Source organism: Mycoplasma bradburyae, from assembly GCF_024338845.1.
Taxonomy (GTDB): domain Bacteria; phylum Bacillota_I; class Bacilli_A; order Mycoplasmatales; family Mycoplasmoidaceae; genus Mycoplasmoides; species Mycoplasmoides bradburyae.
Genome location: NZ_CP101414.1, coordinates 464,785 through 486,889, shown reverse-complemented (window position 1 = coordinate 486,889; position 22,105 = coordinate 464,785). Strand labels below are relative to the sequence as shown.

Annotated in this window: 17 protein-coding genes; 6 read left to right on the top strand and 11 right to left on the bottom strand. The window is 26.7% G+C overall.

Features of this window, described 5'->3' with window-relative positions; all coding sequences use genetic code 4:
- Positions 1-2: 2 nt before the first annotated feature.
- Together NMG68_RS01990 and NMG68_RS01985 are read right to left on the bottom strand one after the other, a co-directional pair.
- Complete coding sequence (locus tag NMG68_RS01990) at positions 3-725, bottom strand: RDD family protein (RefSeq protein WP_255035031.1); 723 nt, start codon at positions 723-725, stop codon at positions 3-5.
- Positions 725-1,708 carry a glycosyltransferase family 2 protein gene (locus NMG68_RS01985; protein WP_255035030.1) on the bottom strand — a complete coding sequence of 328 codons (984 nt, stop codon included), beginning with the start codon at positions 1,706-1,708 and terminating at the stop codon, positions 725-727. The genes NMG68_RS01990 and NMG68_RS01985 overlap by 1 nt, the downstream gene beginning before the upstream one ends.
- 86 nt (positions 1,709-1,794) lie before the next feature.
- On the opposite strand from NMG68_RS01985, the gene NMG68_RS01980 reads away from it, so the two are divergent.
- The 4 genes from NMG68_RS01980 to nrdE all read left to right on the top strand — a co-directional run bounded on the left by NMG68_RS01980 (position 1,795) and on the right by nrdE (position 7,926).
- The gene (locus tag NMG68_RS01980; protein ID WP_255035029.1) at positions 1,795-3,675 is read left to right on the top strand and encodes an MPN337 family protein; all 1,881 of its coding nucleotides are present in this window, start codon (positions 1,795-1,797) and stop codon (positions 3,673-3,675) included.
- A 538-nt stretch (positions 3,676-4,213) separates the two neighbouring features.
- On the top strand, positions 4,214-5,233 hold the full coding sequence (gene nrdF, locus NMG68_RS01975) for a class 1b ribonucleoside-diphosphate reductase subunit beta (protein WP_255035028.1): 1,020 nt from the start codon (positions 4,214-4,216) through the stop codon (positions 5,231-5,233).
- A 3-nt stretch (positions 5,234-5,236) separates the two neighbouring features.
- Positions 5,237-5,692 (top strand): class Ib ribonucleoside-diphosphate reductase assembly flavoprotein NrdI, encoded by a 456-nt coding sequence (gene nrdI / locus NMG68_RS01970; protein ID WP_255035027.1) that lies wholly within the window; start codon positions 5,237-5,239, stop codon positions 5,690-5,692.
- A gap of 65 nt (positions 5,693-5,757) precedes the next feature.
- Positions 5,758-7,926 carry a class 1b ribonucleoside-diphosphate reductase subunit alpha gene (nrdE, locus tag NMG68_RS01965; protein WP_255035026.1) on the top strand — a complete coding sequence of 723 codons (2,169 nt, stop codon included), beginning with the start codon at positions 5,758-5,760 and terminating at the stop codon, positions 7,924-7,926.
- 224 nt (positions 7,927-8,150) lie between these two features.
- On the opposite strand, the gene NMG68_RS01960 is transcribed toward nrdE, so the two are convergent.
- A complete protein-coding gene (locus tag NMG68_RS01960; RefSeq protein WP_255035025.1) occupies positions 8,151-9,311 on the bottom strand; it encodes a hypothetical protein in 1,161 nt (386 codons plus the stop codon).
- A gap of 66 nt (positions 9,312-9,377) precedes the next feature.
- Here NMG68_RS01960 and NMG68_RS01955 point away from each other — a divergent pair, with 66 nt between their 5' ends.
- Both NMG68_RS01955 and NMG68_RS01950 read left to right on the top strand, forming a co-directional pair.
- Entirely contained in the window at positions 9,378-10,127 is a 750-nt protein-coding gene (locus NMG68_RS01955; protein WP_255035024.1) for a GntR family transcriptional regulator, read from the top strand.
- Positions 10,128-10,305: 178 nt separating this feature from the next.
- A complete protein-coding gene (locus NMG68_RS01950; protein ID WP_255035023.1) occupies positions 10,306-12,264 on the top strand; it encodes an MPN338 family protein in 1,959 nt (652 codons plus the stop codon).
- Positions 12,265-12,946: 682 nt separating this feature from the next.
- Here NMG68_RS01950 and NMG68_RS01945 read toward each other — a convergent pair.
- The 8 genes from NMG68_RS01945 to NMG68_RS01910 all read right to left on the bottom strand — a co-directional run bounded on the left by NMG68_RS01945 (position 12,947) and on the right by NMG68_RS01910 (position 22,099).
- Complete coding sequence (locus NMG68_RS01945) at positions 12,947-14,278, bottom strand: FAD-dependent oxidoreductase (RefSeq protein WP_272416884.1); 1,332 nt, start codon at positions 14,276-14,278, stop codon at positions 12,947-12,949.
- 109 nt (positions 14,279-14,387) lie between these two features.
- Positions 14,388-14,687, bottom strand: coding sequence for a NifU family protein (locus NMG68_RS01940; protein WP_255035022.1), 300 nt, complete (start codon positions 14,685-14,687; stop codon positions 14,388-14,390).
- A 1-nt stretch (position 14,688) separates the two neighbouring features.
- Positions 14,689-15,417 (bottom strand): glycerol-3-phosphate 1-O-acyltransferase PlsY, encoded by a 729-nt coding sequence (gene plsY / locus NMG68_RS01935; RefSeq protein ID WP_255035021.1) that lies wholly within the window; start codon positions 15,415-15,417, stop codon positions 14,689-14,691.
- Positions 15,418-15,421: 4 nt separating this feature from the next.
- Entirely contained in the window at positions 15,422-16,198 is a 777-nt protein-coding gene (locus NMG68_RS01930) for a Nif3-like dinuclear metal center hexameric protein (RefSeq protein ID WP_255035020.1), read from the bottom strand.
- Positions 16,188-16,844, bottom strand: a complete 657-nt coding sequence (locus NMG68_RS01925; RefSeq protein ID WP_255035019.1) for a class I SAM-dependent methyltransferase — start codon at positions 16,842-16,844, stop codon at positions 16,188-16,190. The genes NMG68_RS01930 and NMG68_RS01925 overlap by 11 nt, the downstream gene beginning before the upstream one ends.
- A 2-nt stretch (positions 16,845-16,846) precedes the next feature.
- Entirely contained in the window at positions 16,847-18,646 is a 1,800-nt protein-coding gene (locus NMG68_RS01920; RefSeq protein WP_255035018.1) for an RNA polymerase sigma factor, read from the bottom strand.
- 77 nt (positions 18,647-18,723) lie between these two features.
- Positions 18,724-20,709, bottom strand: a complete 1,986-nt coding sequence (dnaG, locus tag NMG68_RS01915; RefSeq protein ID WP_255035017.1) for a DNA primase — start codon at positions 20,707-20,709, stop codon at positions 18,724-18,726.
- Positions 20,702-22,099, bottom strand: coding sequence for a glycine--tRNA ligase (locus NMG68_RS01910; RefSeq protein ID WP_255035016.1), 1,398 nt, complete (start codon positions 22,097-22,099; stop codon positions 20,702-20,704). The genes dnaG and NMG68_RS01910 overlap by 8 nt, the downstream gene beginning before the upstream one ends.
- Between the last annotated feature and the right edge of the window lie 6 nt (positions 22,100-22,105).

Genomic DNA, 22,105 nt, shown 5'->3' with positions numbered 1-22,105 from the left:
ATTTAAATCTCACTTATATCAATATTTCCAGGTAGATTAATTTCAATCTTATCAGATTGTTTAGGTTTTTTTTCTTCTTGTTTATATAGATCTATCTTAGTAGATAGATCGATCATAACTAGGTTAGCAACTCTGTCGTGTAATGCTAGTTTTCTAGAACGCATTATTACTGATATCAAAATAACTAATAATAAGATTGCATAAACTGAATATAATCCCTTAAAAAAGCTAACAAAGATAATGATATTAACCGGTTGATCTAAGATATTTTTTTTAAGGAATAAATTGATAATTTCTTTTTGTTGATTGTTAGTAAAACTAAATAAAGAAGCGCCCATAACAATCATAATAACAACTAAAAACAAATAGATTAAGATATTATGTAAAAATAAGTGAATTACGTATTTTTTAATCTCATTTCTTTCAATCAACTGAATCTTAAACACCAATCTAAAAAGCGTTTTACCTTTAGTTAATCTAGGAATTAAAATAAAATAAAGACTAAAAAAAATAAAAGTAGTTATTCCTACTAAAATTACGAATAATCCAATCGGATAATTAGTTCAATATTGATCAAACAAAAAGTTAATTAGGTAATTAATACCAAAACTAATACCGCTAATGAATATTAAATCAAATAAAGCTGCAAAAATTCTTTTAGTTGCACTAGCTAGATAATATTGCTCATTAATCTTTTTGTCTTCGTTATAAAATATAACGTTCATTATTTATCAGCATCAAACTTAGTTTGAATTCAAGCTAATTTAGGTTTGAACTTCAAGAAGTAATTTCTTCAATGTTCGTTTTGAATCTCATTAATAAACTTGTTTTTTTCGTATTTAGGAAAGAAGCGTAATAACATTTCATTACTTATTTTAATAGCATTGCGTTTATCACGATCTGAAAAGTTTGAATGTAATACTAAAGAAACAAAATGATACATAGACATTAAGATCGCAATGAATTCTAATTCATATTGGTACTTATCAGTTCATTTATTGTATTCTTTAAGTTGGGAAAACTGGTTGATTTGGAATAATACGTCATAGATGTTATTACCAAGACTAATTTCTTTTCTTCGCTTAGCTAAGATCTTTTTATAAACTGCACATTTATTAGTCTTGCCATAAACTTTTAAAATAAACAACCCTGGTTGGTAGTGAGTAACATTAAATTTAAGTTTGTTATCAACTAATAATTTAGTTCTAAACAATTTATCATAAAAGTTTAATGAACCCTTAATGATTAGATCGATATGTAACTTATCATATATTAACAAGTTAGCGTCCTTGTTATCAGCCATATCTTTTTTCTGATCATAGAAAGCTGGTTCATCGATTAAAAAGTTAAGCACACCAACATCATCATCAAGTTTTTCTAACTGTGCTGTTAATTCATCTAAAATACTAGGTTTAAAATTAATCAATTGGTTAGTTAATAAACTAAACTCACCACTAGCTACTCTAACTCCTAGATTATAAGCTTCGCTCATTCCTAATGATTGCGAAACATTAACGATTTGATAGTTTAAATCGTTATATTTGCTTAGTTCTGTTTGTCAAATTTTTATCACATTTTCATTAACATCATCATTAATAAAAATCAGTTCATGATCTTTTAGATTATTGATGTTAAATAAAGAATTTAAAGAAGTCTTTAAATTCATAACTTCTTGGCTTAAATAGTAGATAATTGATATTTTTGACATAATTCTATTTATTATATAACATAATAAAACTTGTTCTTTAACTCATTTTAAATAAAATAAATATTTATAATATTTTTGTTAAATTTATGGATTTAATAAAGAAGAATAAAGATAAAAACAGTTTTAATCTCGATATTAAAAATATCGTTAATTTCAATATTCAAAAAATTAACAAAAGCTTTTTAGATTCAAACTTGTTTAATGCATCATCACAAAAAATCTCAAAAAATAACTATAAGTTATTAAAAGCTAACAACGAAGAATTTTTTGATGTGCAGTCTTTACTTAATGAAGAATCTATTGGTGATATCATTAATTTTTCATTAAAGAAAATTAATAGTATTATCGGAACAAACAACCTTAACCATTTTGATGTTATTCGTCACGATGAATACGGTGAGGCTTTTTATGTTAATATCACTAATATTAATAATGATTTTGAAATTGAAGCTAACCAATCTCAAGACTTAAGATTTGTTTTTGAACTTTATGTTAAGGATTATTCTTATTTAAATCAGTATTGTGATAAGATTCAAATCAATCTGATGTTTGATGAAATCAACAAAATTATTTCGGGTAATTTCGTATTTTTCAAACAAGCTATTGAAGTTAATTTTGAAGATTTTATTAAAAATGTTTATCGGAATTATTTCATAAAAAATTTCATTAAAGAACATTTTATGGAAAATTCTCTAAGAAGTCAGGTTCGCTTATTTGAAGACTTAAGTATTAATAAGCAAGATGATTCAATTTATCTGTCTTCAAAGTTTAAAAATCAATTTGTATCAACGATTAAATCATTAGATGAAAATAATGATTTAGGAGTTGATTACGAAGAATTCTTTTATGCGATTAATATCTTAAATATGATCATTCTAATGATCTATGAAGATCTTAAAGCGTTTTTTCAATCGAATAAGCCGATTAGTTTTCTTGATTTCATTCAAAGAAAAACTAATCTAAGTAATGTAAAAACTAACGCTCATGCAGAATTAGATTTTTTAAATCTTTTTAATTATGTTAATAGTAAATATTTCTTTAACCATGAATTAGATTTGCAACAAGAAGATGTTGATAATCTAGAAGATGCGTTAGATTTAATTAATGAGTTTTATGATCTTTATCAATTTGAAGAAAAATCCTTATCTGATCAGATATTAAATTTTGAATTATCTTTATCAGATAAAAAACTTGATAAGTATGAAACGATTGTTTTACTTTTAATGTATCCTGAAATCTTTGGGCTGGATAATAAAAACTATATTAATACGAAGTTTGATCAACTTTTATCATCAGTTAGTAATTTCAAAATTTCAGATCAAGTTGATTATCAAAAAAAACATGATTTAGTTTTGTGTGAGTTAAACCAAAACTATGAATGTTTCATTAATCAAAACAAGGACTTTTTAATAATTAAAAGTTATTTTGAAAATCTTAACTTATTTGAAATTTATAACTGAGCTTTAATTTATGAAAACTTATATGAAGCAAAGTATTTAAGTATTTCTAATAAGTTTTACAAACTAAAAAACACGCAACCTCAAATAATGCGTGAGTTATTAAACGAACTGAATCAACTTAAATATTACACAATCAAACAAATCTATGGTCTTGGTAATATTGAAGTTGTTATTAATAAATTGCTTAAATACAACGACTTTAACGATACAATTAATCAGTTTATTAAAACGATTAATCGTGACGATCAGATGTATGGTAAATCCAAAGAACGAAAATATTTATTATTAGGGATTATTACCGCATTCTTATTTGGTTTAATGGACTTCTTAACAACAATCTTCTCGATATTACCTGTAACTCAAGAAAATGTTGAAGTATCAATTAAAAACATTCCGAGTTTAATAGTGATTGGAGCTGGTTCATTATTAGCAACAATATTATTAATTATCTTAACAATCAGTTTTTTTAAAAGACATTCATCACGATCTAATAAAACCGGTCATTAAGTTTATTAAAGTTTATTAAAGATTATTTTTATGGAATTAAAACAACTCTTAAACCTAGGAGTTGTTTTTTATTATTTTGATAACTAAAAATCCTTTAAAACACAAGGTTTTATAAGTTTATAATGCTAATTTTTTAACTTATTTATAAGTTAGTTAATTTATTAAAAAAAATAAACCTAATAAGCAAGCAAAAATAACAAAAACACGGTAAATTTAAATGTTTTTTAATTTTTTTTAAGCAATTAAAATTGATATTTATAACATATTATTTTTATTTGAGTAAAATAAAAAATTTTTAAAAAATAAAAATCATTACAAAACTTAATAAAATAAAAGGATTTTATTAAGATAAATTTTTATAAGAAAATTTTTTTTATTTTCATTGTGGTTTTTTCTCTTATAATTATTTCCCCTAGACTAAATTAGCAACAATAATCTAAGAACATGTAATCAAAACTTTTATTTTTATAAAAATAACGCTATGCCTTTTTAGTCTAAACTTATCTTTAATTCAATATTGTGAAAGGAACTATTTTATATGTCGAATAACAATAAATACTATGATGAATCATTTAGCCCGCTTGGATATGTTGCGAATGGACAAAAAGGTGTTATGCGTTCTATTAACTGAAATGTTATTAACGATCCAAAAGATCTAGAAGTTTGAACGAGAGTAACGCAAAATTTTTGATTACCAGAAAAAATTCCTGTATCTAATGACCTTAAGTCTTGAAATGAAATGACACCGGAATGAAAACAACTTTTAACAAGAACATTCACAGGTTTAACGCTTTTAGATACGATTCAGTGTACTTTAGGTGATATTGCTCAGATACCTAACTCATTAACAGATCACGAACAATTTATTTATGCAAATTTCTCATTTATGGTTGGAGTCCATGCTCGTAGTTATGGGACAATCTTCTCGACACTAAATACAAGTGATGAAATTGAAGAAGCTCATGAATGAGTAATTAATAATGAAAAATTACAAGCTCGCGCAAAATTCTTAGTACCTTATTACACTTCAAGTGATCCATTAAAATCTAAGATTGCGGCAGCACTTATGCCTGGATTTTTATTATATGGTGGATTTTATTTACCGTTTTATTTAGCAGCTAGAGCTAAGTTACCAAACACAAGTGATATTATTAGATTAATCTTAAGAGATAAAGTAATTCATAATTACTACTCAGGGTATAAATACCGTAAAAAAGTAGAAAAACTACCAAAAGAAAAACAAGAAGAATACAAACAATTCGTATTTGATACTTTGTACAAACTAATTGAATTAGAAAAAGATTTCTTAAGAGAACTTTACGATGGTTTTGGGTTAGCAGACGAAGCGATTGCGTTTAGTTTATACAACGCTGGTAAATTCTTGCAAAACTGTGGTTATGAATCTCCATTTACTCCAGAAGAAACTAAGATTGCTCCCGAAGTATTTGCTCAACTATCAGCTCGTGCTGATGAAAACCATGATTTCTTCAGTGGTAATGGTAGCTCATATATTATGGGTGTAACTGAAGAAACAGAAGATGATGATTGGGAGTTTTAATCAATGCAAGATAATCAAAAGCTTAATGTTCCTAAAAGAAAACCTTTAGGAAGTATCAATGTAGTTTATTTTTCAAGCGTAACCGAAAATACTAAGAAATTTTGTGATAAATTAGGTTATCCTGCAACTAGAATTCCAATCGATTTAAACGAAGATATCGAAGTTGATTTTGACTATGTCTTAATCTGTCCAACATATGCTGGCGGATTAGATGATTTCAAAGGTGCTGTACCTAAACAAGTTATTAAATTCTTAAATAAAGAAAAAAACCGTAACCACTGTGTTGGTGTAATTGCTAGTGGTAATACTAATTTCGGTGAAACATATGGACTTGCTGGTCACGTTTTAAGAACAAAATTAGATGTACCTTTATTACATATTTTTGAACTAATCGGAACTAAATATGACGAAGATTTAGTTCGTGAACGAATTCAAAAATTGTGACAATGAGAAGAATAAATTTATACTAATATACCAATATTTATAGAAAGATAAATATTGCAACTTAAGGAAGAGAAATAAAAATGAGTAACAACTTTAAAGAAGCTGATCAATATCTTGCTTATAATGCAATGAGTAAGCTTGACGAAGGTAAAAATTCTACTAAAAACGATGCTAAAGCTGTGGAAATCTATATGGATGTTCACGTAAAACCTAGAACAAAGCAGTTTAATAGCATTAAAGAACGAATGGAATATTTAATTAACAACAACTTTTATGAAAGAGAAGTTGTTGAAAATGTTTCTGAATCTCAATTAATCGAACTTTATGAGTTAATTAAAGAATTTGATCACAAATTCCCATCATTTATGGGGGCATTTAAGTTTTACAATGCTTATTGTTTGAAGACTAATGATGGTAAAGAATTTTTAGAAACTTATAGCGATCGTTGTTTGATGAATGCCTTGTTTTTAGGTGGTAAAAACTTTGAAAGCGTTAAGAATATCCTAATCGAAATCCTATCAGGACGATTCCAACCTGCAACGCCAACATTTTTAAATGCCGGTAAAAAACAAAGGGGTGAATATGTTTCTTGTTATCTTTTAAGAGTTGAAGATAATATGGAATCAATCGGTCGCGCAATAACTACTTCATTGCAACTTTCTAAACGTGGTGGCGGTGTTGCTTTATGTTTAACTAACTTAAGAGAATTCGGTGCTCCAATTAAAAATATTGAAGGGCAAGCTTCTGGAGTAATTCCAGTTATGAAGATTCTTGAAGACTCATTTTCTTATGCTAACCAATTAGGACAACGTCCTGGAGTTGGTGCTGCTTATTTACACGCGCATCATCCAGATGTTATGGTTTTCTTGGATTCTAAAAGAGAAAATGCTGACGAAAAAATTCGTATTAAATCTTTAGCGCTAGGTTTAGTTGTTCCTGACATTACTTTTGAATTAGCTAAAAATAACGATCAAATGGCATTATTCTCGCCATATGATGTTCAAAAAGAATATGGTATTCCATTATCAGATATCAAAGTAACTGAAGAATATCATAATATGGTTAATAACCCGAGAATCAAGAAAACATATATATCTGCTAGAAAATTCTTCCAAACTGTTGCTGAATTACATTTCGAATCAGGTTATCCTTACTTATTATTCGATGATACAGTAAACAATCGCAACCCGAACGCTGGTCGTATTGTGATGTCTAATCTTTGCTCTGAGATCGTACAAAGTTCATCATCAACCGAATATAATATCGATTTATCAATTAAAAAACTAGGTCAAGATATCTCGTGTAATTTAGGTTCTGTTAATATTGATAAAATGATGCGTTCTGGTGATCGATTTGAAGAATCGATCTACTATGCAATTAAATCATTAGATCATGTTTCAAGAACTGCTAATTTAGATGCTGCTCCTTCAATTAAAAATGGTAATGCTAATAACCACGCACTAGGACTTGGAGCAATGAATTTACATGGTTTCTTAGCAACCCACCAAATTTATTACAACTCACCAGAAGCACTAGAATTTACCGATTTCTTCTTCTACACTTTGGCATATTATGCATTTAAAGCTTCTAATCGTATAGCAACTGAAACTAAACAAACATATGCTAATTTCTCTTCTTCTAAATATGCTGATGGATCATATTTCAAAAAATATACAGAATGCGATCCTAATACATATGTAATTAAAAACTCTAGAATTAAAGAAATCTTTGATGGTTATAAAATTAAAGTTCCTACTCAACAAGATTGAAGAGATCTTGTAGAACAAATTAAAAAAACAGGATTAGCTAATTCGCACTTATTAGCAGTAGCTCCTACTGGGAGTATTTCTTATTTATCTTCTTGTACTCCTTCATTACAACCTGTTGTAGCACCAGTTGAAGTTCGTAAAGAAGGTAAAATTGGTCGTATTTATTCATTAGCATACCAATTAGATGAAACTAACTATAAATACTACAAAGATGGGGCGTATGAATTAGGACCTAATCCTTATATTGATATCTGCGCTCAAGCACAGAAACATGTTGATCAAGCAATTTCATTAACATTATTTATGAATGATACTGCCACAACAAGAGATTTAAATAAAGCTTATATTCGCGCTTATAAATCTAAGTGTTCATCAATCTATTATGTAAGAGTTCGTCAAAACGTTCTAGAAGATTCTGAAAACTTAGACTGAGCTAAAGATCAAGCTGGCGTTATGGAATGTGAAGTTTGTAAGATCTAATAATAATTAAATCTTACTTTTAAACACAACTCAAATGGGTTGTGTTTTTTTTATTTTTATACATAAAACACTATCTATTTTTAGTTAGTTCTTTTATATAAAAATGTTATTTTTTTCGATGATTTATAAAATTTTTAAGATTTATTGCATATCTAAAATTCATAAAAAAAACAAATAAAAATCACCTAATTTAAATGGTTTAGATTAGGTGATTAATCAGGTTTCTATGATTCTTTTTTATTTTCTGAAGAGGTTGATTCATCAGTTGAATTTAATTCTTTAGTTTTTTCTTTATTTGAATTATTTTCATCTGTATCTTTTTGCTTATCGAGATTTTTTACCCAGCCGCTGATTTTATCTTCTTGATTACATCTTTGATCACCAATTAAGCTAATTAAATATTTTAATAAGCGTTTTTCAAACTTAGCATCATACTCAAAGATATCATTAGATATTCCCACATCGATATTTGATAATTCAATCTCACCATAAATATATTGATTATTTAAATGATTAATATCACCAAACAATAATTCAGGACGATATCTTTCGTAATAACTAATACCTTTGATTAGTTTATTATTATTATAAAGATACAAACCAGCTCTTTTAAAATCAGGATCTTTTAAAATCCCGACATAACCATTAACATAGATATTTTTGTCGTTTCATTCGATAATTTTATCGACAATAAGACGGTTTTTACCGTTTTTTAAAGTAGCTAAAACAGGTTTTTTAGTCTTGGCTAGTGGTTTAGCTTTATCAAATGAATTGATCTTAGCAGGGTTGCTACCAGCTAAATCGTAAAACTCTTCGTTTTTCTTATGTAAGATAAAGATTTCCAACTTATTAGTATTAATGAACTTCTGATAAATTAGTTTTAAACGATTAGCAATTACCTTAGATTCATCTAATTCGTATGATTTTTTCAGCTTCTTTATTCTTACTAAAGTTCCATTTGAAAACTTCGTTCGATAATAATACTCACCGCGTTCGGTTTGTTTTAAATCATTAAATTCAAGTTGGTTATCTTTCTTCTTTAAAGTAAAGTAATAACCAACTTCTTCAGAAGCATTTTGATTGATGAATTCAAAACTGTCACCTAATTTGATTAATGATCTAAAATAGGCATGATATTGATCGTTTTCGCCTTGGTAAAAATTACTTAAACTCTTGATTTCATCAAAACTAAATCCATTCGTATTATCAAATATTAATAGTTGATTATCATCTTGATCGCAAATGATAAAAAATACTAATGGACTATTCTTTTTATCAAAATTTAAATGGTTAATTAGTGCTGGATCTATAATGTTGCAAAACACGTAACCACTATCATAATGGATCTGCTCTGCTAATTTAATTCATTGTAACTGATGATTCATAAGCTTAAAAAAATTTTAAATTATTTTATAATCAACCCCGAATAAAATCAATAATTTTGTATATAAATGCATAATACGGTATTACTATATATATACTTAAAGATTCAATCAGGTCAATGATTACCAGGTAAAAGAATCCCTTCAGAACGACAATTATCAATTAAATTTGGTATTTCTAGAAACTTAATTAGAAGAGTGTTCTCCATTCTTTGTAATTACAATGTTCTAGATAATAACTCTAAACCTGGATATTTCGTTCATAAAGATTATAAAACAGGATTCTTTATTAATTTCTTAGATTTCGATAAAGTTGAAAGTTATGACTATAACGAACTTTATCGAACTCCTTATACTTCATTTGACATCAATATGTTTAAGGAGTTATCTGATAAAGAAGATTTCTTATCTTCTTCTTTCTCAAAAAACGATCAAGTAATTTATTTTGGTAAAGATAAAGAAATTTTATATATTAATCAAGTTTTATTGAATCGTAAATTGTTAGTTTATCATAATTCAAACTCGATGTCATTTAAAGACTTTACGATGTTTGCTGATAACGGTCAACCAGTAGTTAAACATAAACAAATAACAATGATCTGTAATGATACTGGACCAATTAAAGAGTTTTTAAAACCAAATAATGAAAACTCTCCTTGTTTAGTTACTTATTCAGTTTATTTCAATATAGAGAACGAGATCTTAGCAATATCTAAGATCTTCCACTTAAGACCTGATTCTAGAATTAACAGTATTGATGTTAAGTTAGAATACAATGATTACCAATCTACTTTAGAATCTAGAAGAAGTAAAAAATAATTAGTTATTAGATATTTTTAAAACAAAACAATTCAAGCAAAAAAAGAAAAGGCATAAATTAAGGGTAGTTATGTCTTTTTTATTGCATTCTCGCCTCATCAACCTTAATAATTTTTCGTGAGATTTCCATCAATCTAGTTAAGATATATTTTTATAAAAATATATAATTAAAAAGATTATGAATTCTATTAACAAAGAATTAGAAAAATTAAGTATTAGTACAACTTATCCATTTTATATTGACAACGTTAATATAAAGTTTTTTAACAGTTTACAACAGCACCCTAATAAATATTTTGTTAATAAAATCTTACCGAAGATTAAGAGTCAATTAGATCAAGAAGAACTAGATAAACTAAAAGAACTAGATGACTTAACAAGAAAAGATCGGATTAAATTAATGCTAAATTTAGCATTAAAAAAGATCGTTTCTAAAACCGGTTCAGCTGATTATGATTTTTTCAAAATCATTAACTATGATCAATTCCACGAACCGCTTTATATTTCTGAAAAAGAAACTGCAATCAACGAACTAGTTCATGGTAATTTTCATGAACGAAGATATAACTATTACATTGATGTAAATAAGAATAGTTACTTATACCAATATGCTCATAGAATCAACCTTTGATTCTATCTTAATGAAGAGAACAAGATCTTATCTGGTTCATTTAGTTTTGAACTTGTTAATCTTGATGATCAGATGCTAGACAGTGATGCTATCTATGAAAAGATTTATCTGGTTTCATTAGTTAAATATTTTATTTACAAGCAACTTTATCCATTATCACTAAACAACCTTATTGACATTATTGATAATGATGATTTCTTATCAAATTTTGATAAGAAAAATACCAAAGAACACCAAAATAATCTTAATAAGAACATTTATAAAAAATCTTTAAGTTATGAAGTGTTAAAAAGTAACTGGGATAATTTGATAACTGAAAAATTCTTAAAACACAAGGATTATGATCAAAATAAGATTAATCAATTAAAAGATGATCTTTTTTACGCGGTTATGAACTTAACAATGATTAACCTAGCTTTGTATCAAGAATTGAAATCTTATTTTAATTCTGAAAACCCAGAGTTAATCTTAAGCATCTTAAAAAACCCAACCCAGATCAAGAGTGACCCAGACCAAAGACCGTTTAATGACTTTATTGAATTATCAAGATATCTTAAACAAGAATACCTTAAGAAAAATTCTAATAAGATTGAATGGAATAAGATTGATGACTTCAATGATCTGATTGACGAAGTAAGCAAACAACAAGCAGCTCAGGACTATGAAGCATTCAACACTTCAATTAACTTTTTAGAATTAAAAGTTAAAAATGAAGACACTTTCATTTCATCAAGCGATCTCTTGATGAAGAATCCCAATCTGTTTTTAATTTATTCTTTAATTATTAACCCCCACCGTTTTGGTTTGAATTCCAACACAACCCAGATCATTTCATATAATGATCTGATGAAGAATTTAAAGAATACGCACATCTCAGATGGTTCTAGGAATAAGATCATTTATGATATTAATCAATCTGAGGTTGAAATCAACAAGAGTTATATTAGTTTTATTAATTCTTCAAGTGATTTTATTGTGATTAAAAAACACGAACAACCTTTAATTGATCTGTATATTTGAGCAATTATTTATTCTGAAAGCCGTAAGTGAATTCACCACGATATTGAATATGACTTTAATAACAATCGGATAGCTAAAAATTCTAATTTTTATCGCCAAAAGATTGAATCTCTTGAAAATCTAAAATTTGACTGGTATGATGATTTTTACGGAATTCCTTCAATAAAAACTATAGTTAAAAAAATCGACCAAGTATCTAACATTAAATCGTCAATTGATATTTTAGTATCAACTATTAAACAAAAAGATGCTTTGTTAAAAAAGGATTTCGAAAGAAAAACAATGGTAATTGCTTATGTTGTAGCATTATTCATTGGATTTATTAATTTCTTTGGAATGATCTTCACAATATTAGCAGTAACCAAACCTGAAGATGGTTTGAATACAACGAATATTATTGTAATCTCAATAGCTTCACTATTAATTACTTCTCTGATAATAATTATTAGTTTCTTCTTATTTAGATTGTCGAAGAATAAGAAATAACTGTAAATTTCACTAATATAAAAAATGCAAGAAGTTAAATTTTTCTTGCATTTTTTATTGTTATTTTTGTGTTTATACACACTGAAATTTGTTAATTAAACCTAAAACAAAAATTATATTTAACAAATTTATTTAAACAAAACTCAATTAACTAATTTGAATTATAGAGATAGTATAAGAGTTTAATAAAAGTTAATAATGATACGAAAAAGAATGTTGCTGTGTATTTAATGATTAATTTAAAAGATAATAAAACAACATTTATAATTTCAATGAAGGAAGGTTGGTTATTAATTTAGCTGTGTAAATTTCAAAAACTGAATGTTATAAAGTTTTATTACTTAGAATAGAAATTTTATACCTTCTTTAAAATAGTTAAATTTAATACAAATAATACATAGAATTCTTATAAAAATTACTCAACAAATGCTAAGTACAAAATGATAAAAACAATAGATCGTAATAATCAATAATTATCCAATTTGAAAAAGAATAAAATAATTTAATTATTGTTATATAAGTTCAAATATATCTAATATTTAATATCTATAATTTAAAAAGAATAATGCTTAATAAAAAATAATTAAATTAATGATAGTTATAAACTTTTAATCTATTATTCAATAACAAATAAAAATACGGCTAAAACTAGCCGTATTTTTTAATAATTAAAAAATTAAATTTATTTTTTACGAATAGCCATTAAACCAGCTGTGTTGATTAGGTTTCATGGTTGATCGAATTCTGGTTGGAAGAAGAAGTCGGAATAAGCTAATTGATCAACAGTCATCTTGTGATAAATCGCTAATGACATCGCATTAATATTAGGTGTTAAGTCGTGTTTAGACATAATTTGAGCACCTAATACAACCTTAGTTTTCTTATCGTAGATTAACTTAAATATTGCTTTAGCTTTTAATTCTTCTGGAACAAAGCTCATCTTGTAGTATTCATCAACAAGAACACTGTCAATTTCTAAATTAAGTTTCTTAGCGAATGCTTCATTAATACCAGTTGAAGCGAATTTATAATCAAATACTGATAAAGCAGATGAACCTTGGATACCAGGGAATTTATGTTTAGCTTCAATTAAGTTTTTAGCAGCATATCTTCCTTGTTTTCTTGCATTAGAAGCTAATGCTATACTGATATCAATATTAGCAGGATTGAATTTAATTAAAGTAGCATCACCAACTGCGAATACATCTTTAGCGCTTGTTCTTTGATATTCATCAATTTTAATGAATCCATTAGGTAATAATTCAAGAGTATCTTTTAATCAGTCAGTATTTGGTCTAACACCAGCAGCAATAACTACTAAATCAGCTGGAATAGTATTGTTATTAGTTACTACAGCACTTAATTTAGTATCACCTTCAAACTTAGTTACACCTTCGTTAAGAACAAACTTAACACCATGTTTTTCCATTTCAGCTTGTAATACTGAAGTGAATTCTTTATCTAAGTAAGTAGGTAAGATTGTTGGAGTAATATCAACAACAGTTACATTTTTATTTGCTTTAGCAAATGATTGAGCCGCTTCAATTCCGATGTATCCACTACCAATAACTACAACATTTTTAACAGAAGCATCATCGATCTTAGCACGTATTTTTTTAGCTCAAGCACGACCTCTCATGTAATAAACATTTTCTAGTTCTTCGCCTGGTACATTTAATTTTCGTGGAACAGATCCTGGACTAATAATTAATTTATCATATGATTCAGTTCTCGTTTGATTAGATACTAGATCTAAAACTTCAACTGTGTGGGAATCCGGATTAATTTTAGTGATTTGCGATTGTTTGAATACTTGAACACCCTTAGAAGACATAATATCTTCAGTACAATAACGAATGCTATCTAAATCTTTTACAATACCTTCAAGGTGTAATTGCATACCGCAAGATAAGAATGAAATGAAATCACCCTTTTCATATCATTGAATTTGAGCATCTGGATATAGTTCTAAAACTTCGTTACAAGCTTCAAAACCACCATGAGATGATCCTAATATAATTACTTTTATAATGAATCTCCTTTGTAATAAATTTAATTTATATTTATATAAATTAACACAATAAGATTAATATTGTTAATAATTGCTTAATATACAAGTGGGGTTATTTATTAAACAAAGGCGACTTAGTTATATTTAAATTATTATTTTGATTCGATTCATCTTGAATTAAAATAACTGATTTTACTTCTGGTATTTCTGATTTAAGAATAACCTCAACACCACTTTTATAAGTCATATCAACTAAGTTGCAACCATTACAATTACCTAGCAATTTAATGGTTACTATACCTTTATCATAGTTCTCAAAAGATAGGTCGCCACCATCTCTTCTTATTAATAATCTTAGATCATCTAAGAGATCTAAGATTTCTGCTACAATCGTTTGCTTTCGTCTAGCCATTTTAAAACTTTTTAGTAACTTTATTTTCTTGTTTATTAATTAAACGTTTAATGTTAGCGCGATGTTTTCAGATAACTGAAGAGCTTAAAATAAAATTAGCTATTCCAAAAAAAGTGATAATGTGTCAGTCGTTTTGATAAGTTAGATAAGTTATCTTATCAAAACTAAACCATCACAGATAATCTAAATAAGGGATATAAACTAAAAAGATAAAAATTACAAAACAAACAATAGATGATAATGATACATATTTTGTAATTAATGTAATTGTTCATCAAGTTACAGCAATAATCAAAAATCATCAAGGAGAAACAACAAATACAAACCCTGCGGTTGTAGCTACTGCTTTTCCACCCTTAAATTTAGCAAACACAGGATACATATGACCCAATATAGCAGCAAGTGGCGCTAAGTAAGTTAAGTAATAAATCTTATTATTAATATTTTGATCAAGTTCTATAAACTTATCTTTTAATCAAAAATTGTAAATACAATATATGATAGCAAAGGGTATTACAGATTTAATAACTTCAAAAAAACCAATCGTAATAGCAACTCTTTTAGAGAAAACTCTAAAAGAGTTTGTTGTACCTGGATTTTTTGAACCTAGTTCTCTTACATTCTTTTTTAAGATAGCGCTAGCTACGTCCGCGAACATAATTGAACCAAATAAATAACCAATCAATAAACTTAAAATTACTAATATACTAATATATCCTGCTATATTCATAAGATTATTTCTTAATTATATCGAATTGATTATGCCCTAAGATTATCTGATTTTTATTCAATTCATTTTTAAATTGATCAACTAACAATTCGTTAATATGATCAATAAAAATTGATTCAACATTATGACCTATATCAATTACATTAACATGATGATTAACTGCGTTGATTCATGATGATCATTTTAAATCGCCAGTAATCAAGATGTCATATTGCTTAAATAGATTGATATCTTGTTGATTTGAACTATAACCACTACCTAAACAAATCAAACCTTTTTTAAGATTTTTTTTAAATTTAGATGTTGATAAATATTTTACTTGGTCTATATATTTGATTGATTTTAATGATTCAATTAACTCTTCTAATGAACTATTAATTTCAAATTCGTAGTAGTGATTGATTGGTGTAACATTAAATTTATTAATATTTAACAACTTAAAAAAATAAGCATGCGCACCTTTTTCATTAAAATCGTAAGCTGTATGTAAAGCTAAAAAACTGCGATTATTTTTTTGAAAATCATCATAAGCATTTCGAATAAAGTTATCATTCTTTAAATCGTTGCTATCAATAAACATTGGATGATGCGAAATAATCAAATTAGCATTTAACTTGTTAGCTAACTTAAAATTATAAGCATCGTAATCAGCACATATCAAAACCTTATTTAATTCATTTTTTAAATTCTTATGATTTATTAATTTAGCATTATCAAAAGCTAACTGATTTTTTAAAGGAAATAGCTTTAATATTCAGTTTGTTATTTTTTTAATTTGCATGTGCTTTTAAAAAGTTATCGTATTCTGTAAATGAAATAGTTTGCAACTTATTACGAGATTGTTCAGGAATCTTATCAATTAATGATTTTTGTTGTTCAACATAACCAATTAATTCTGGAGATATCTGATTTTTTAAGATCGGACCTAGAACATAATCAGTATTAGTTAAATATATTTCATTTTCAGTTTTAATTGCTTTAACAATTAAATAATAATGTTTATTTTCATAAACTATTCTTTCATCAACAATTTCATAGCCACCTTTAACTAAAAAATATCTTAGTTTAATATGGTTTCTTTCAGGTTGTAAAATTAAAGTTTTTAATTCAACTGATGAATTACTAATAATATCGTTAATTTTAGTAACACCCATTCCAGCAATTACACAATAATCTATTGGATTTTGAATGTTTAAATTTGTTAAACCATCATTAACAATATTAATAATTCTTTCTTTACCAACAATTTTTTTTGTGTTAGATATTGCTTGTTTTAATGGTTCTAGGTTAATATCAATATTTAAAACATATTCTGTTTTGTTGTTTTTGATTAATTCAATTCCTAGATGACCATGATCACAACCAACATCAGCAACTAAAAAAGCTTTATCTATAAGACTTGCGATAGCTTTAATTTTTTGAGTCATTTTTAATCTGCATCATATTTTAAGAAAGAACGTAATTTAGCATTTTTAGAAGGGTGTTTTAGTTTTCTTAAAGCTTTTGATTCGATTTGACGAATTCTTTCTCTAGTTACATGGAATTGATCACCAACTTCTTCTAAAGTCATTGGTTGATTGTATGGACTTAATCCATATCTCATACGAATAATTTGTTCTTCTTTTTTTGTTAATGCATTAACAAAAAGTTCGTTGATGTGTTCAGTTACAATTAATTTTTCAGTAAATTCATCTGGTTTTAAAATATCTCTGTCTTTAACAAAATCAACGAATTGCGATTCTTCATCATGTCCAATCGGTTTATCTAAAGAAACTGGTTCTTGGTTAAGTTTTTTAATATCCGCAATTTTCTTTGGAGTAAAACCATGAACTTGACCACCCATTGCTTCAGTTAATTCTTCTAAAGTTGGGTCTCGACCTAATTGTTGAGTTAATAGTCTTTCTGTTTTAATCAATTTGTTGATTGTTTCAACCATATGAACAGGAATTCTAACTGTTCTAGCTTGATCAGCAATAGCTCTCGTTATTGCCTGTCTAATTCATCAAGTAGCATATGTCGAGAATTTATTACCAAGTTTATAGTTAAATTTAGAAATAGCCTTCATTAAACCAATCGAACCTTCTTGAATTAAATCAACGAAGTCCAATCCTCTATTTAAATATTTCTTAGCAATTGAAGTTACTAATCTTAAGTTTGAAGTTACAAGTTGATTAACAGCATAGTCCTTAGTATCTTCATCACTACTACCTAACAATTTAGCTATTTGAATCTCATCTTCAAACGAAAGAATTTTAGAAGAACCTAAAGTCCCTAAAAACGCTTTAACGTTATCTTCTACTTTATCTTTAGTTGAAGCACCTTTGTTAACCAAATCGTCAAGATTTCTGTCAATTTCGCTTAAGTCTTGATTTTTTCTAAATAACGAAATTCTCTCTTCGACATCTTTATCTAAAGATATATTGTTATCTTTTAATTCTTCGATTATTTCTAAATCTTCTTGTTCAGTAAATTCATAAACTCTAAGAACATCGATAATATCTTCACTAGATAGTTTTTTAGATCTTTTAGCCTTTGCTAAAAGCGTCTTAGTAGCTTGAATTGTATCTTGATCATTATTTTTAGTCTTAGATGAAGCTTCTAATACTTCATGATAAACCAAATCGTTTTTTTCGTTACTAGGAGCATGCTTAGGTTTACGACCTCTTTGGCGTTTTTGATCAGTTAATGGTTTTTCAGAGTCAATTTTTGTGTCAGCAAAAAAATCAGATAAATCTAAGTCTTTTTCTTCTAATTCATCTTCTTGACTAAAATCAGTTTCTTTAAATGATGATTTATAGTTATTACCCTTAAACTCATTTAAGTCAATAGATGAATCATCATCTTCGAAATTATCATCTTGATCATCATTGTTTATATCATTATCAATGATAATGTCGTCAACATTAATAGAATTTTCCTCTATTACTTTTTTATTTGATTTCTTAATTAATTTTTTAGAAGATTTAGATTCAACTTTTTCTTCTTTTTTATTTTTATAACTAGCTTTAGATTCTTTTGTTTTTTTAGTTGATTCAGTTTTTTTCTCTTTGATTTCTTCCGATTTTGAAACTAAATTTTTAGCAGCTTTAGGTTCTGCTTTAGCATTAGTTTTCTTTTCTTTCTTTTCTTTTTCAGCTAACGCAATGCGTTCTTTTAAAGAAAGTTGATTATTTTTTTTAGATTTTAAAGCGGCTTTATTATCCGCAGTTGATTTAGTTTTTTTTGACATTTATTGTAATTAATGACGAAATAGCAATAATTAATACCTAATTATAGAATATTATAAAAATAATGCTCAAAAAATTTTTATTTGATAATTTCTTTTAAAACATTTAAATTTTTTAATTCAGCAAGTTTAAACATTTCGCCTTTAGCAATTCATTCTTTTAATTCTTTTTTAGAATGAAGTTCATATTTTTCTTCAAATCCTGATATTCCATTCTCATGAATTTTTAATGAAGCGATCAACTGCTGTTCATTTAAATTCTTATCATGAGCTAATGAAGAACTATTTAAATATTTAATGTTTTTTAATAAGTTGTTTTTAATATTACTAAATGAATCATGACTTAAATTATCGTTAATATGTTTTTTGTATTTGCGTAAAATATCATTGAAAATACTAATTTTAATTTTAGCAATAATCCGATCTTTTAATGTACCTTCTTTAGCTTTATCTAAATAAATAGAATTGATTTTACTCGAAATACATTTATTGAATTCATTCAAGAAATCATCGGCAAAGTTATAACAGAAAAGAATTCTTTTTAATTGTTCTTCGCTAGTTATTGTGTTTATAACTCTACTGTTTAAACTAATTTGCAAAAGTGTATTAAAGAAATATCTGATTGGTTTATAATAATTGATTTTACTTACAATCTTAGTACTAACCGATCGCAGGTCTTCATAAGTTGAATAATTATGAACAATAATATAGTAATGACAAATCTTAATAGCGGCTATTACAAAATTTAATAATTGCTCATTAAGTTTTTTATTAATGTTATAGCTACTCATAGCCGCATTAAAGTCGATATCTTCTTCTATTTCTTCATAGCCGATCGACTCAATCTCACTCACTAATTGAGTTGCTAGTTTATCTTCTTTATAGACTACATTTTCTTGTTCTTTTTTAGTAGATAACTTCTTATTTATCAACTCTTTTAATAATACTTCGCCATTTTCAGAATGATAAATTTCGTCTAAATCTTTTTGGATTATTTGAGAATAATCAATCTTATAAACGTTATGTATTCTTCTAGAAGCTAATAACTTAATGCAAGTTTCTGTTGCTTTTCTACCTGCTTCATCATTATCAAGACATAAAACAATTTCATTAATTTTATTAAGTTTAGACTTAATTAAATTAATCTGATTATCAGTCATCGATGTCCCCATGATTGCTACAGCATTTTTGATACCAATGCGATGTAAAGAGATAACATCCATATAACCTTCGCAAATGTATAAGGTTGAATTTTCTTTATTAAACTCTAAAGAATTGTAATTATATAGAATATCCCCTTTAATAAAATAATCGGTTTCTGGTGTGTTTAAATATTTAGTTGGATTATCCGCTAAAATTGTTCTTCCAGAAAAACCAACTACTTTATTGATCGAGTTTTTTATCGGAAACATCACTCTATCAGTAAAATAAAGATAATTTTTATCAGAAATATATTTAATATATCTTAGGTCAGATAAAATGATGTTTTCATCCACATCTTTGTTTAGTTTTTTATTATAGAAAACCTTTATGTCTTCTACTAGTTTTTTAATCGTATAAGATTTAGGATGAAAACCGATTCGAAAATTCCTAACAATATCAGGGTCAATTAAATTTCGTTTAGTTAAAAAATTTTCTAATAGATCATTTTTACTAAATTCAAGCTTTAAATTAATTTCAGCTTTTCAAGCTAAAAATTCCATTAATTCGTAGAATTGTTGATCTTCTTCTTTAATTGGATTTTGTTCTTTAATTTCTAAAGAATAACCTAAACTATCAAGATCAATACCTTCTAATTCAACAATCTTTTTAAGTGATTCAACAAATTTAAGATTCTCTTTTTTTGCAACAAATTCAATAACACCACCAGATTCATTGCAGCTAAAGCATTTTCAAACATGTTTGGCATCATTAATGCTAAATGAAGGGTTATTATCATCGTGAAAAGGACATAAAGATTTGTAGTTAGATCCTTTCTTTTCTAAATCAATATATTTAGAAATAACAGAAGAAACACTAACATTTTCACGAATGTATTTAGCTAATTGGTTTAAATCATTACTCATCTAAACTAAAATTATTTCTTATTCATTTTTTAAGTGAAGATATCGGCATTGTAATTTGTTTCATACTATCACGTTCTCTTATTGTAACGATTTCTTTTTCTAATGAATCAAAGTCGTATGTTAAACAATACTTAGTTCCAATAGCATCATATCTTCTATAACGTTTACCAATTGATCCAGAACTATCAAAATCAAAGCGTAAATTATTATCGCTTATACTTAATAAATCTTGATAAAGTTGAAAAGCTTTATCTTTTAGTTTATTAACTAAAGGTAATACAGCTAGTTGGTATGGAGATAATTCTACAGGTAATCGCAACACTTCTCTTTGATCGTCATTTTCTAGTTTTTCAACTTCATACTTATCGCAAATGATTGCATAAAGAAGTCTTTCAATACCTACAGAAGGTTCTATTACATCTGGAATAATCTTGCTTCCATCAGTATCATTATTGTATTCTAATGACTTACCTGATTGATTAGAATGAGCTGTTAAATCGAAATTACCTCTATGAGCTAAACCTCATAGTTCAGATCACCCATGCGGGAAGTTGTATTCAAAATCAATAGTTCTAGATGAATAATGCGCTAATTCATCTTTAGGAATATCATGTCTTCTTATCTTGCTTTTATCAATTGATACTTTATTAAGTAAAAAATCTTCGATTCGATCAACAAATTGATCAAATTTAGAATTAATTATTTGTTTATCTAGAAAATATTCAATTTCAAATTGTTCAAACTCACGAGTTCTAAAAATGAAGTTGCCAGGAGTAATTTCATTTCTAAAAGCTTTACCAATCTGAGCAACACCAAAAGGTAATTTCATTCTTTGAGTTCTTACAACATTTTTGAAATTAATAAAAATTCCTTGTGCAGTTTCTGGTCGTAAATAGATCGTATTTAACGAATCTTCCACTACTCCTTGAAATGTTTTAAACATCAAATTAAAACGTCTGATATTAGTTCAATTAGAACTTTCACATTTTGAACATTTGATTTGTTTATCTTGTAAGATTTTTTCTAAATAACTAATTTCAGAGTTTTCTGTAATCTTAATAGATTCATCATTCAATTCTTCAATTAATTTATCAGCACGATAACGTGATTTACAATTTTTACAATCAACTAAAGGATCAGAGAAGTTGTCTAAATGACCAGATGCTTTTCATACTTCAGGATTTAAAATTATTGAACTGTCTAATAATTTCATATCTGGTTGCGAAAATACGAAATGTTTTAATAACATCTGTTTGATATTATTTTTTAATAAAGCACCTAATGGACCATAGTCTCAAGAGTTAGCTAGTCCATTGTAAATTTCAGATGATTGATAAACAAAACCGTAGTTTTTTAAAAAATTAACTATTTGTTCTTGTGTTAAGCTCATAATATT